Annotated in this window: 14 protein-coding genes; 9 read left to right on the top strand and 5 right to left on the bottom strand. The window is 60.6% G+C overall.

Features of this window, described 5'->3' with window-relative positions; all coding sequences use genetic code 11:
- Positions 1–14 precede the first annotated feature (14 nt).
- From pstA to HUW52_RS00505, 5 genes are all read left to right on the top strand, one after another.
- Complete coding sequence (gene pstA, locus HUW52_RS00525) at positions 15–1685, top strand: phosphate ABC transporter permease PstA (protein WP_016985764.1); 1671 nt, start codon at positions 15–17, stop codon at positions 1683–1685.
- Between the two features lie 170 nt (positions 1686–1855).
- Positions 1856–2689, top strand: a complete 834-nt coding sequence (gene pstB, locus HUW52_RS00520) for a phosphate ABC transporter ATP-binding protein PstB (RefSeq protein WP_034152104.1) — start codon at positions 1856–1858, stop codon at positions 2687–2689.
- Positions 2690–2759: 70 nt separating this feature from the next.
- Positions 2760–3521, top strand: a complete 762-nt coding sequence (gene phoU / locus HUW52_RS00515) for a phosphate signaling complex protein PhoU (RefSeq protein ID WP_016985766.1) — start codon at positions 2760–2762, stop codon at positions 3519–3521.
- Positions 3522–3697: 176 nt separating this feature from the next.
- The gene (locus HUW52_RS00510; protein WP_016985767.1) at positions 3698–4657 is read left to right on the top strand and encodes a response regulator; all 960 of its coding nucleotides are present in this window, start codon (positions 3698–3700) and stop codon (positions 4655–4657) included.
- A gap of 187 nt (positions 4658–4844) precedes the next feature.
- Positions 4845–5741 carry a M23 family metallopeptidase gene (locus HUW52_RS00505; protein WP_175552701.1) on the top strand — a complete coding sequence of 299 codons (897 nt, stop codon included), beginning with the start codon at positions 4845–4847 and terminating at the stop codon, positions 5739–5741.
- A gap of 114 nt (positions 5742–5855) precedes the next feature.
- Here HUW52_RS00505 and HUW52_RS00500 read toward each other — a convergent pair whose 3' ends face one another.
- From HUW52_RS00500 to phoB, 3 genes are all read right to left on the bottom strand, one after another.
- The gene (locus HUW52_RS00500; protein ID WP_007920256.1) at positions 5856–7196 is read right to left on the bottom strand and encodes a hemolysin family protein; all 1341 of its coding nucleotides are present in this window, start codon (positions 7194–7196) and stop codon (positions 5856–5858) included.
- Positions 7197–7306: 110 nt separating this feature from the next.
- Positions 7307–8593: a phosphate regulon sensor histidine kinase PhoR gene (gene phoR, locus HUW52_RS00495; protein ID WP_219342044.1), complete on the bottom strand. Its 1287-nt coding sequence runs from the start codon at positions 8591–8593 to the stop codon at positions 7307–7309.
- Positions 8594–8667: 74 nt separating this feature from the next.
- Positions 8668–9357: a phosphate regulon transcriptional regulator PhoB gene (gene phoB / locus HUW52_RS00490; RefSeq protein WP_007896474.1), complete on the bottom strand. Its 690-nt coding sequence runs from the start codon at positions 9355–9357 to the stop codon at positions 8668–8670.
- Positions 9358–9508: 151 nt separating this feature from the next.
- Between phoB and HUW52_RS00485 the strand changes: the two genes are divergently transcribed.
- Positions 9509–9895: a hypothetical protein gene (locus tag HUW52_RS00485; protein WP_016985771.1), complete on the top strand. Its 387-nt coding sequence runs from the start codon at positions 9509–9511 to the stop codon at positions 9893–9895.
- Positions 9896–10007: 112 nt separating this feature from the next.
- Here HUW52_RS00485 and ubiA read toward each other — a convergent pair whose 3' ends face one another.
- Positions 10008–10898 (bottom strand): 4-hydroxybenzoate octaprenyltransferase, encoded by an 891-nt coding sequence (gene ubiA / locus HUW52_RS00480; RefSeq protein ID WP_016985772.1) that lies wholly within the window; start codon positions 10896–10898, stop codon positions 10008–10010.
- Positions 10898–11458 carry a chorismate lyase gene (locus HUW52_RS00475; RefSeq protein WP_016985773.1) on the bottom strand — a complete coding sequence of 187 codons (561 nt, stop codon included), beginning with the start codon at positions 11456–11458 and terminating at the stop codon, positions 10898–10900. The genes ubiA and HUW52_RS00475 overlap by 1 nt, the downstream gene beginning before the upstream one ends.
- 201 nt (positions 11459–11659) lie before the next feature.
- On the opposite strand from HUW52_RS00475, the gene HUW52_RS00470 reads away from it, so the two are divergent.
- The 3 genes from HUW52_RS00470 to HUW52_RS00460 all read left to right on the top strand — a co-directional run bounded on the left by HUW52_RS00470 (position 11660) and on the right by HUW52_RS00460 (position 13462).
- Positions 11660–11827 carry a rubredoxin gene (locus HUW52_RS00470; protein ID WP_003437744.1) on the top strand — a complete coding sequence of 56 codons (168 nt, stop codon included), beginning with the start codon at positions 11660–11662 and terminating at the stop codon, positions 11825–11827.
- A 20-nt stretch (positions 11828–11847) separates the two neighbouring features.
- Positions 11848–12996, top strand: coding sequence for an NAD(P)/FAD-dependent oxidoreductase (locus tag HUW52_RS00465; protein WP_137218271.1), 1149 nt, complete (start codon positions 11848–11850; stop codon positions 12994–12996).
- A 190-nt stretch (positions 12997–13186) separates the two neighbouring features.
- Positions 13187–13462: an HU family DNA-binding protein gene (locus HUW52_RS00460; protein WP_003213368.1), complete on the top strand. Its 276-nt coding sequence runs from the start codon at positions 13187–13189 to the stop codon at positions 13460–13462.
- The last annotated feature ends 43 nt before the right edge of the window (positions 13463–13505 follow it).

The raw sequence follows: 13505 nt of genomic DNA, 5'->3' as shown, positions 1-13505 counted from the left end.
AAAGGTAGAAGTCTGTGAAACAGAACTCCCTGAAAGGATGGTTCAAGAGCGGCGCCCCGGGCGTCTGGATCAGCGGTGGCGCGGTGTCCATCGCGGTCATCATGACCATTGGCCTGCTGGCAGTGATTGCCGTGCGCGGTCTGGGTCACTTCTGGCCGGCGGATCTGGTGCATGCCAGCTACGACGTGCCGGGCCAGGCCCAGCATCTGGTTGTTGGCGAAGTGGTGCAGAAAGAAGAAGTGCCCCGCGCCCGTCTGAAGAGCGCCGGTTTGCCGGTGCCTGACGTCGGCCCGGAATTCATGACCCGCGAGCTGATCAAGGTCGGCAACCGTGATTTGAACGGCAACGACTTCACCTGGATCGTCGGCGAGTGGCTGACCAACCAGACCACGCCGCCGGAGCTGATGGCGATCGAACGTCGCGAGTGGGGCAACTTCTACGGCTACCTGGTCAACGTCAAACAGGACGGCAAAGTCATCGCCGAAGGCGAGGCTGCATGGCCTGAGCTGCAAGCGCGGATCAACCGTGTAAACGGTCTGGCGGCACAACTGAAGTCGCTGGAAAAAACCGACATCGGTGCGATCAACGCAGGCTTGGAACGCATCCGTCTGCACGGTCGCAAACTGGAACTGGAAGGCAAGCTCGACGCCACCGCGCAAGCGGACATGGAGTCCGAGCGTGCCGAGCTGAATGCGCGTTATCAGGACATCGAAGCGCGTCTGGCCGATCTGCATGCGCAGTTCAACCGTGATGCGCTGACCGCTCGTGATGCCAACGGCAAAGAGATTGAGATCGGTCTGGGCAAAGTGGTTCACGCCTACCAGCCGAACGCGATGAGCACCTTCACCAAGGTCGGTTTCTACTTCAGCAAGATCTGGGAATTCCTTTCGGATGACCCGCGTGAAGCGAACACCGAAGGCGGGATTTTCCCGGCGATCTTCGGCACCGTGATGATGACCCTGATCATGGCGATGATCGTCACCCCGTTCGGCGTACTGGCGGCGGTGTACCTGCGTGAATACGCCAAGCAAAACACCCTGACGCGGATCATCCGTATCGCGGTGAACAACCTCGCCGGCGTTCCGGCGATCGTTTACGGCGTGTTCGGTCTGGGCTTCTTTGTTTACGTACTCGGTGGTTCGGTCGACCGCTTGTTCTTCCCGGAAGCACTGCCGGCACCGACCTTTGGTACGCCGGGTTTGCTCTGGGCCTCGTTGACCCTGGCGCTGCTGGCGGTGCCGGTGGTGATCGTGGCGACGGAAGAAGGTCTGGCACGTATCCCGCGCACCGTGCGTGAAGGTTCGTTGGCCCTCGGCGCGACCAAGGCTGAAACCTTGTGGAAGATTGTGATCCCGATGGCCAGCCCGGCAATGATGACCGGCATGATCCTCGCCGTGGCTCGCGCCGCTGGTGAAGTGGCGCCGCTGATGCTGGTGGGTGTGGTGAAACTGGCGCCGTCGCTGCCGGTGGACGGCAACTACCCGTACCTGCACCTGGACCAGAAGATCATGCACTTGGGCTTCCACATTTATGACGTCGGCTTCCAGAGCCCGAACGTCGAAGCGGCCCGACCGCTGGTGTACGCCACGGCGCTGTTGCTGGTGCTGGTGATCGCGACGTTGAACCTGTCGGCGGTGTATATCCGCAACCACCTGCGCGAAAAATACAAAGCACTGGATAGCTAAGGACGACGCGAACCCTGTGGGAGCGAGCTTGCTCGCGAAGCTTTTGGCGGCCGTGAGGGCCCCTTCGCGAGCAAGCTCGCTCCCACATTGAATCGCGACCGCCGCAATATTGATGGAAGCTGCACCGAGCAGTGTTCCGAACCGAATTTTGTTAGCACAGGGAGCCTCCCATGCAGCACGAAACACACACCCACGGCATCAACATGTCGGCCCTGGGTCGCGACAAGCAAAGCCTCAGCCTCGAGCAGGAAACCGTGGCCATCGAAGTACCTGGCCTGAGCCTGTATTACGGCGAGAAACAAGCGCTGTTCGACGTCAGCATGAACATCCCGAAGCAGCGCGTGACCGCGTTCATCGGCCCGTCCGGCTGCGGTAAATCGACGTTGCTGCGCACCTTCAACCGCATGAACGACCTGGTTGACGGCTGCCGCGTCGAAGGCGCGATCAACCTGTACGGCAACAACATCTATCGCAAGGGCGAAGACGTTGCCGAGCTGCGTCGTCGCGTCGGCATGGTGTTCCAGAAGCCCAACCCGTTCCCGAAGACCATCTACGAAAACGTGGTCTACGGCTTGCGCATCCAGGGCATCAACAAGAAGCGCGTCCTCGACGAAGCGGTCGAATGGGCGTTGAAAGGCGCGGCACTGTGGGACGAAGTCAAAGACCGTCTGCACGAATCGGCACTCGGCCTGTCCGGTGGTCAGCAACAGCGTCTGGTGATCGCCCGTACCATCGCGGTTGAGCCGGAAGTGCTGCTGCTCGACGAACCGTGCTCGGCCCTCGACCCGATCTCGACCCTGAAAGTCGAAGAGCTGATCTACGAGCTGAAATCCAAGTTCACCATCGTCATCGTGACCCACAACATGCAACAGGCCGCGCGGGTGTCCGACTACACGGCGTTCATGTACATGGGCAAACTGGTGGAATTCGGCGACACCGATACCTTGTTCACCAATCCGGCGAAGAAGCAGACCGAAGACTACATCACCGGTCGTTATGGCTGACAGTTGCGGTTTATTCACAGATTGACGCTGCGGCCCACCGCACCTTACCGGACGCTCCAAGGACGCCAACATGATTAGTAAAGAAGGCCTTACCCACCACATCTCCGCGCAGTTCAACGCCGAGCTCGAGGAAGTGCGCAGCCACCTCCTGGCCATGGGCGGGCTGGTCGAGAAGCAGGTCAACGACGCGGTGACCGCGCTGATCGAGGCCGACTCCGGTCTGGCTCAGCAGGTGCGCGAGATCGACGACCAGATCAACCAGATGGAACGCAACATCGACGAAGAATGCCTGCGCATTCTCGCCCGTCGTCAGCCGGCGGCGTCCGACCTGCGTTTGATCATCAGCATCTCCAAGTCGGTGATCGACCTTGAGCGCATCGGTGACGAAGCGACCAAGATCGCCCGTCGCGCGATTCAGCTGTGCGAAGAAGGCGAAGCGCCGCGCGGTTACGTCGAGGTTCGCCACATCGGCGATCAGGTACGCAACATGGTCCGTGATGCGCTGGACGCATTTGCCCGTTTCGACGCCGATCTGGCGTTGTCGGTGGCGCAGTACGACAAGATCATCGACCGCGAATACAAGACCGCCCTGCGTGAGCTGGCCACCTACATGATGGAAGACCCGCGCTCTATCTCGCGGGTCTTGAGCATCATTTGGGTGCTGCGTTCGCTGGAACGCATCGGCGACCACGCGCGCAACATCTCCGAATTGGTCATCTATCTGGTGCGCGGCACCGACGTGCGCCACATGGGCCTCAAGCGCATGAAAGAAGAAGTTGAAGGCACAAGCGGCGAAACCGCTAATGTTCCGGGCAATGCTGACGATAAGTAAGATTGCCTGAGAAAAGCGCCCGGCCCTTTGGCCGGGCGTTTTTGTTTGTGCTTTTCATAGACAGATTCGATTAAAAAGCAGCACCCGCGAACGAAAAGTCCCGGCGTGACTGAAGAGTTTTGGCAATGTGCCATCAGCCAGCGTTATGCTTGCCGGGATTTTAATAGGGGTGTTGGATGAGCAAGATCAGTGTGTTGGTCGTGGACGATGCTTCGTTCATTCGTGACCTGGTGAAAAAGTGTCTGCGTAATTACTTCCCGGGGATCCGCACCGAGGACGCCGTCAACGGTAAAAAGGCTCAGGCCATGCTGGCCAGGGAAGCCTTCGACCTGGTGCTGTGCGACTGGGAAATGCCGGAAATGTCCGGTCTCGAACTGCTGACCTGGTGCCGCGAGCAAGACAACCTCAAGACCATGCCGTTCGTTATGGTGACCAGCCGTGGCGACAAGGAAAACGTCGTGCAGGCGATTCAGGCCGGCGTTTCCGGCTACGTCAGCAAGCCGTTCACCAACGAGCAACTGCTGACCAAGGTCAAACAGGCACTGAACAAGGTCGGCAAGCTCGACACCTTGATGAACAGCGCGCCGACCAAGATGAACTCGGCATTCGGCAACGATTCCCTGAGTGCCTTGACCGGCGGCAAGCCTGCCGTGGTCGGCGGTGCTCCGGCAGCCGCTGCTGCGGTCAATCCGTTTGCCAAACCGGCTGCTGCCGCGCCAGCGCCCGCCGCTGCGCCATCGCGTGGTTTGCTCAACAGTCCACCGCTCAAGGCGCCAGCCGCCGCGTCGGCTCCGGCCAGTGGTCGTGGTCAGGGTCAGTTGCGCCTGCCAAGCGGTACTCAGCAATGCGTGATCAAGGCCCTGAGCATCAAGGAAGCGTTGCTGGTGGTTAAGCGCACCGAGACCCTGCCGCAGATCCTCGACAGCGCTGTGCTCGATCTGGAGCAGGGCGACAACGCCGAAATTGCCCGCCTCAACGGCTACCTGCACGCCGTCGTCGCGTTTGAGCCGAAACCGGACAGCGAATGGCTGCAACTGACCTTCCGCTTCGTCGACCAGGACGCGCAGAAGCTCGACTACATCTCCCGGCTGATCGCTCGCGGTACGGCGCAGAAGCACTTCGTTCCGGGCGCGTAATCGGCGTCTGTGAAAAGATCGCAGCCTTCGGCAGCTCCTACATTGGAATGCATTTTCCCTGTAGGAGCTGCCGAAGGCTGCGATCTTTTGCTTTGTGCACTGGGCAAATTGAAACATCTGTCGACTAGCCTGGTCTGCTTCACCTGCTAGGCTCATTCCCAGGCCTCACTTCGACAGACTTTTGCCCATGCTCGCGCGCCTGCTGTTTTTCTGTGGTCTCTTCATGGCCTCCACCTCGGCTGTGGCCATGACCATTTACAAATCCACCGATGCCAACGGCGTGGTCTCGTACAGTGACCGCCCGAGCAAAGGTGCGCAGGTGTTTGTCTTTCAGGATCGGATGGTCGAGCGCCTGGAGCGGCAGGTGTACCTCGATATCAAGAAGCAGAAGGGCGTCGACGTAGTGTTCGTCCGCAACGATCTGTATGCCCCGGTTGAGGTGGCGCTGGCGTTTACCGGGTTGAGCAATGTGCGTGGCGCGCCGGCGCAAACCATCCGCCGGGTGCTGCCGGCGCGTAGCAATACTCGGTTGGCGTTGCTGACGGCGGTGTCGGGCAAACAGCCGCTGGTGTATACGCCGCAATTTCACTATTCCCTCGGCGACCCTGGCGGCACCGCTCAGGGCTATCGCTATCCGCTGCCATGGCGCGGCGGACCGTTTCGTCTGAGTCAGGGCGCCAATGGCCAATACAGCCACTACGGGCCGAAGAATCGCTATGCGATGGACATCGCCATGCCGGTGGGCACGCCGATCATTGCGGCGCGGGCGGGGGTAGTGGTGAAGACCGAGAACTCACAAACCGGGCGTGGCTCGGATGCGTCCGGCAATTTCGTGCGGGTGCTGCACGACGACGGCACCATGGGCGTGTACCTGCACCTCAAGCAAGGCTCGGTAAGCGTGCGCGAAGGACAAAGGGTGACCGTGGGCAGTCCGCTGGCGTTGTCAGGCAACACCGGCAACAGCAGCGGTCCGCACCTGCACTTTGTGGTGCAGCGCAATACCGGTGAGGGGCTGGTGTCGATCCCGTATCAGTTCAACCAGCCGCTGGGGGCGTTGCCCAACTTTGCGTTGGGCAAGCAATGATGTGCTGCACCTGCGGGCCCCTTCGCGAGCAGGCTCGCTCCCACCCTGGAATGCATTTCAACTGTGGGAGCGAGCCTGCTCGCGAAGGGCGCGGCGCGGTGCCGGATCAGCCCATCAATCCAGCATCAACACCTTCGCCAGCACAATCTTCGGCCCTTTCATCTTCTTGATGATGATGCGCAGGCCTTCGACTTCCAGCACTTCTTCCTCTTCCGGCACCCGTTTCAGGGTTTCATAAACCAGTCCGGCAAGGGTTTCCGCTTCAATGTGGTCAAGGTCGATACCCAGCAGGCGTTCAACCTTGAACAGCGGTGTGTCGCCACGCACCAAGAGTTTGCCCGGCTGATAGGCGAGGATGCCGCGCTCAGCCTTGCGGTGTTCGTCCTGAATGTCGCCGACCAGCACCTCCAGCACGTCTTCCATGGTCAGGTAGCCGATGATGTTGCCGTCAGCCTCCTCGACCACGGCGAAGTGCGAGCCACCCTTGCGGAACTGCTCCAGCAACTGCGACAGCGGCATATGGCGCGACACGCGCTCCAGCGGACGGGTCAGTTCAGCGAGGTTGAACGACTCGGGGATGTGGTCCAGCGCCGCCAGTTCCAGCAGCAGATCCTTGATGTGCAGCAGGCCGACGAACTCTTGGCGCTCGCTGTCGTACACCGGATAACGGCTGAACTTGTGGCGACGGAACATCGCGAGGATTTCTTTCAGCGGCGCGTTGAACTCGAGGGTGATCAGGTCTTCGCGGGAGTTGGCCCAGTCGACCACCTCCAGCTCGCCCATTTCCACCGCCGAGGCCAGAACACGCATACCCTGATCGCTCGGATCCTGGCCACGGCTGGAGTGCAGAATCAGTTTCAGTTCTTCACGGCTGTAATGGTGCTCATGGTGCGGGCCGGGTTCGCCCTGGCCGGCGATACGCAGAATCGCGTTGGCGCTGGCGTTGAGCAGGTAGATCGCCGGGTACATCGCCCAGTAGAACAGGTACAGCGGCACGGCCGTCCACAGCGACAGCAGCTCGGGTTTGCGGATCGCCCAGGATTTCGGGGCCAGTTCGCCGACCACGATGTGCAGGTACGAAATGATGAAGAACGCAGTGAAGAACGATACGCCCTTGACGATCTCTGGCGACTGCACGCCGACCGCGCTCAGCAGCGGTTCAAGAATATGCGCAAAGGCCGGCTCACCGACCCAGCCGAGGCCGAGGGAGGCGAGGGTGATACCGAGCTGACACGCCGAGAGGTACGCATCGAGCTGACTGTGTACGGTGCGCAGGATGTGTCCGCGCCAGCCGTTCTGATCAGCGATGGCCTCGACCCGAGTCGAGCGCAGTTTGACCATGGCGAATTCCGCCGCAACGAAAAAGCCGTTGAGCAAAACCAGGATCAGAGCAAAAAGGATCATGCCGAAATCGGCGAATATTGTTGCGAGGGACAAGCCAGGGGAAGGGTCCATGATGGAGTTTTGCGGGTTCCGTGTGATTCAAAAGAGGTAAAAGTCGCGCCTGAAAGGCAGGCACAAGTCAGCCAATGTAGCGGCTGACATGGCGATTGCCTAGTGCGACATTACTCAGCGGCGCTGATCGCCCGTGCGCTGGCCACTTGCGCCGGAGCAAAATGGCAGGTGAACGTGCTGCCGTGTCCGGGCACGCTGCTGATCTCCATGCGTGCGCGGTGGCGCAGCAACACGTGCTTGACGATGGCCAGGCCCAGGCCGGTGCCACCGGTGTTGGAGTTGCGGCTGGAGTCGACGCGGTAGAAACGTTCGGTCAGGCGTGGCAGGTGTTTGCTGTCGATGCCGATTCCGGAATCCTGCACGCTCAGATGCGCGCCCTGATCGTCGCCCCACCAGCGAATGCGGATGTTGCCCTCGGCCGGGGTGTACTTCACCGCGTTGAACACCAAATTGGAAAACGCACTGCGCAATTCCGCCTCGCTGCCCTTGAGCAGCAGGCTGGTGTCGGCTTCGAGGGTGATGCGCTGGTTCTTCGCGCCGGACAATTGCTGCGCATCGCTTTTGATCGATTGCAGCAGCGTGTCGACCTGCACCGGATGGTTGTCCGACGGGTAATCGGTGGCTTCGAGTTTCGCCAGCAACAACAAGTCGTTGAGCAGCGTCTGCATGCGCCCGCCCTGTTGTTGCATTTGCTGCAGGGCGCGGCTCCAGCGCGGATTTACTTCCTCGACGTTGTCGAGCAGGGTTTCCAGATAGCCGCAGATCACCGTCAGCGGCGTGCGCAACTCGTGGGAGACGTTGGCGATGAAGTCTTTGCGCATCTGTTCCAGCTGATGGATGCGCGTGACGTCGCGCACCAGCATCAAGTGTTCATTGTTACCGTAGCGGGTCAGGTACAGCTGAATGCGCACGCGATCGTTGGTTGGCGAGGGGATTTCCAGCGGCTCGGCGTAGCTGTCCTGCTCGAAATATTCCTTGAAGCGCGGATGGCGCACCAGGTTGGTCACCGGTTGGCCACTGTCTTGCGGGGTCTTGAGACCGAGCAGGGTTTCGGCGGCGCGGTTCCACCATTCCAGGTTGCCGTCGCTGTCGAGCATGATCACCGCGTCTTTCAGCGCGGCGGTGGATTCCTGCACCCGGTCGATCACCGCTTGCAGACGCCCGCGCACACGTTGGTCGCGGCGTTGCAGGTGATAGATGCTGTCGAACACTTCACCCCACAGGCCATAGCCATCGGGCGGTGCTTCGTCGGGTTGATGCTGGCGCAGCCACTCGTGCAGCCGAAGCAATTGCTTGAGCGTCCAGCCCAGATAAATCCCCAGACCTGCCGCGAGGCTCCAGCCGTAATAGCCGGTGATCAGGCCGATCACCAGGCAAGCGGTGACCAGCAGCAGCATGTGGCGAATCAGGGTGCCATGCCAGTTTTGATTCACGGGAAATACGGTCCTTGTCAGCGAGTCTGGCGGTCGGCTCAGGCCTTGGTGGAAAACCGGTAGCCGGTGCCGCGCACGGTTTGTACCAGATTTTCGTAGGCGTCGCCGAGGGCCTTGCGCAGGCGGCGGATGTGCACGTCGACGGTACGTTCTTCAACGTAGACGTTGCCGCCCCAGACCTGATCGAGCAACTGGCCACGGGTGTAGGCGCGCTCCTGGTGGGTCATGAAGAATTGCAGCAGACGGTATTCGGTCGGGCCCATTTCGGCGGGTTTGCCGTCGATGGTCACGCGGTGGCTGATCGGGTCGAGCAGCAGGCCACCGACTTCGATCGGCGCTTCGCCGTCGGTCGGGCCGGCGCGGCGCAGCACGGCTTTGAGACGGGCGACCAGTTCGCGCGGGGAAAACGGTTTGGTGATGTAGTCGTCGGCGCCGACTTCCAGGCCCTGGATCTTGTTGTCCTCTTCGCCCTTGGCGGTGAGCATGATGATCGGGATGTCCCCGGTCAGCTCGTCACGCTTGAGGCGGCGGGCCAGCTCGATGCCGGAGGTGCCCGGCAGCATCCAGTCGAGCAGGATCAGGTCCGGCTTGCGGTCGACGATGATGGCGTGCGCCTGCTGCGAGTTCTCTGCCTCGAGGCAGTCATAGCCGGCCATTTCCAACGCAACGGCGATCATTTCGCGAATGGGCGCTTCGTCGTCGACGATCAGAATGCTCCTGCCAACCATGCCTTAATCCTCTTGTCATTTAACTGTCTTGCGCCGCATTAGATAACGGAATTATTGCAGTCGTGTGACAGTATTTTAGTCCGGCAGCGATTGTGCAAATCCTGAACTAAGCTCTAAGTCCGAATCCTGACAACCACAAAAGAAGGTTTCCATGACTCAAATGACTGTTTCTTTCAAAGCACTGCTGATGGCTGCGGCTCTGACTCTGCCTGGATTTGCACTGGCTGCCGAGCCAGCCATGATGAAGGACGGCATGATGGTCGACCACAAAGGCATGACCGTTTACACGTTCGACAAGGACGCTGGCGGCAAGTCGATGTGCAACGGCGATTGCGCGAAAAACTGGCCGCCAATGATGGCGCCGGCGGGGGCCAAGGCAGAAGGTAAATGGACAGTCATCAAGCGTGATGACGGCATGATGCAGTACGCCTACGACGGCAAACCGCTGTACACCTTCATGAAGGATGAGAAGCCTGGAGAAATGAAGGGCGATGGTATGAAAGACGTCTGGCACGTCGTCCACGAATCGCAGAAATAATCTGGCCACCCTGTAGGAGTGAGCCTGCTCGCGATAGCGGTGTATCAGCTAGCGAAAATGCCGACTGATACACCGCTATCGCGAGCAGGCTCACTCCTGCATTGATTTGCGTTTAGCGCAATGCGTAATCCAGCACGATCCCGACGAAAATCGCCAACCCGGCCCAATGGTTATGCAAGAACGCCTTGAAACAACGCATGCGGTCGCGATCGCGGGTGTACCAGAACTCCCACGCATAACACCCGGCAGCCATCATCAAGCCAAGATGGAACCATACCCCCAGCTCGAACTTCGACCCCGCCAGCAACAAGCAGCCCAGCGACAGTCCCTGCAAGCTCAGGATGATCACCCGGTCCGCTTCGCCGAACAGAATCGCCGTGGATTTCACGCCAATCTTCAGGTCGTCGTCACGGTCGGTCATCGCGTAATAGGTGTCGTAACCTACTGTCCACAGCAGATTGGCGATCCACAGCAGCCACGCCGCCGCCGGCAACTCGCCGGTCTCGGCAGTGAATGCCATCGGCATGCCCCACGAGAACGCTGCGCCCAGCACCACTTGCGGGTAATAGGTGTAACGCTTCATGAACGGATAAGTGAAGGCCAGCGCCAGACCGCCCAGCGACAGCCAGATTGTCGGCGCATTGGTGCACAGCACCAGCAGAAAACTCACGCCCATCAACAGGGCGAAGAACACCAGCGCCTCTTTCGAACTGATCCTGCCGGCCGCCAACGGTCGTTGTGCGGTGCGTTTGACGTGGCCGTCGACCTTGCGATCGGCCCAGTCGTTGATCACGCAGCCACCGGCGCGGGTCAGGATCACGCCGAGGACGAAAATCACCACGTTGGCCAGCGACGGCGAGCCTTTGCCGGCAATCCACAGCGCCCACAGCGTCGGCCATAGCAGCAGGTAAATGCCGATCGGCTTGTCCATCCGGGTCAACTGAATGAAATCCCAGGCACGCGGGTTCAAGCGATTCAGGGACTTGAGCAGGCTCTGATACATCAGCAGTTCTCCGGATGGGCGCGGGCGGCGCTCCACAGGCTCGGCAGGAAGATTTCCGCGACCAGTACGCTCAGCGCGCCACGGTCGAAGCGCGACCGGCGCCCCCACAATTCCGGCGCTTTGGCCGCTGGTGGCAGCCATTGTTCAGGGTAGTGGCACACTTCGAGGGCGCGACGCTGGAACGCTTGATCGCAAAACAGCAGTTCGCCGAGCGAGCGGCTGCCCAGTTCGTCCATGTGCAAACCGTCGCCCTGCAAAGCGGTGCGCGAAGCGACGCTGCGGGCAAACACCCAGGCCTCGCCGTGGCCGCGCAAATACACCTCGCGCACCCAGCCTTCGCTGCCCTCGGCCAGATCCAGCGCGGCGCATTCGTCAGCGCGCAGGGTGTCCCAGCCTTCAAACAGGGGCGTGACGCTGAAGCCGTCATTGGATAGCCGGGTCAGTCGGCGGGTGAGGGAGCCTTCGTCGAACAACCAGTCGAGGGTCAACGAATCGGGGAGGGGCGTCAGTTGGCTTTGGGTCAGCCAGAGCGGGGCCGGGCAGGCATTTGAATGTCGCACAATGAGTCATTATTGGCCGCAAATGAGGCGGCGAGCTTACCATGGCGAGCTGCGATATTGATTGATCCGGGTCGCCGTTGCGCCGAACAGGCTTGCATCTGCCCGGCTCCATCAGTACAAAACGCCCTGAGCCGGATGGCAGCGCAATAACCATCGACCGTCCGCGCCTGCAATGAGCCTGAACTCTGAGGAAGTACCTGTATGAAAAAGTGGCAATGCATCGTCTGTGGCCTGATCTACAACGAAGCCGACGGCTGGCCGGATGACGGCATTGCGCCGGGCACCCTGTGGCAGGACGTGCCGGAAGACTGGCTGTGCCCGGACTGCGGCGTCGGCAAGATGGACTTCGAAATGATCGAAATCAACTAAGCAAAACAAAGGAGTAAGGCATGAGCGCACCTGTCGTCATCATCGGCACCGGCCTTGCGGGCTATAACCTGGCCCGCGAGTTTCGCAAGCTCGACAGCGAAACTCCGCTGCTGCTGATCACGGCTGATGACGGCCGCTCTTACTCCAAACCGATGCTCTCCACCGGTTTTGGCAAGAACAAAGACGCCGATGGCCTGAGCATGGCCGAACCGGGCGCCATGGCCGAGCAGTTGAAAGCCGAGGTGCGCACCCACACGCGTATCAGCGGCATCGATGCCGGCCATAAACGCCTGTGGATCGGCGAAGAAACGGTTTATTACCGTGATCTGATCCTCGCCTGGGGCGCGGAAACCGTGCGTGTGCCAATCGAAGGCGACGGAGCGGATCTGGTGTTCCCGATCAATGATCTTGAAGACTACGCACGTTTCCGTGCGGCAGCGGCCGGTAAGCGCCGCGTCTTGCTGCTGGGTGCCGGTCTGATTGGCTGCGAATTCGCCAATGACCTGATCCTCGGCGGCTACGAAGTGCAACTGGTGGCGCCGTGCGAACAGGTCATGCCGATGTTGCTGCACCCGGCCGCAGCGGCAGCCGTGCAGGCCGGACTGGAAAGCCTCGGTGCGAAATTTCATCTCGGCCCGGTACTGACCCGATTGCAGAAAGTTGCCGACGGCCTCGAAGCGCATCTGTCCGACGGCCAGGTCATTCCTTGCGACGTGGTGGTGTCGGCCATCGGCTTGCGCCCACGCATCGATCTGGCGGCGGCTGCCGGCGTGCAGGTCAATCGCGGTGTGGTGGTGGATCGCCATCTGAAAACCTCCCACGCTAACATCTACGCCTTGGGCGACTGTGCCGAAGTCGATGGGCTGAATCTGCTGTACGTGATGCCCCTCATGAGTTGTGCGCGTGCGCTGGCACAAACCCTCGCCGGTAACCCCACTGCCGTGAGCTACGGGCCGATGCCGATCACTGTGAAAACCCCGGTGTGCCCGCTGGTGGTTTCGCCGCCGCCACGCGGTAGCGAGGGCGTTTGGACCGTTGAAGGGCAGGGCGCCGACATCAAGGCCCTGTGTCACAGCGCCGACGGCCAATTGCTCGGCTACGCGCTGACCGGCGCGGCGGTGATGGAAAAACTCGCCCTGAACAAACAGCTTCCGGCCCTGCTGGCGTAAATACCGGTCGTTCTGTCGGAATCACCCCGCTTTTGCCCCTACAAAGGTCGCGGGGAGACTGGCGCCGCCGGTATCCGCGTGCCATTCTCACTCCCGTCTGCCGCAGAGTAGAGCCTGCGGCGCCTTGGGCGCTGTTCCAACGAGAACAGCACGGACATAACAACAAAAAACCGTCAAAGGGGCTTCACTAATGCGTAAACCAGAACTCGCCGCTGCAATCGCTGAAAAAGCAGATCTGACCAAAGAACAGGCCAACCGCGTACTCAACGCCGTTCTCGAAGAAATCACCGGCGCTCTGCACCGCAAGGACAGCGTGACGCTGGTCGGCTTCGGCACCTTCCTGCAACGCCACCGCGGCGCCCGCACCGGCAAAAACCCGCAGACCGGCGAACCGGTCAAAATCAAGGCCAGCAACACCGTTGCGTTCAAGCCAGGCAAATCGTTGAAAGACAGCGTTAATCCTTAATTGCGGCGGAACCCCTGAATAGCGGGGGAGCACCGTAATAAAA

Source organism: Pseudomonas sp. 43A (assembly GCF_013363935.1).
In the GTDB taxonomy this organism is placed as follows: Bacteria; Pseudomonadota; Gammaproteobacteria; order Pseudomonadales; family Pseudomonadaceae; genus Aquipseudomonas; species Aquipseudomonas crudilactis.
This window is presented reverse-complemented; position numbering and strand designations above follow the sequence as displayed.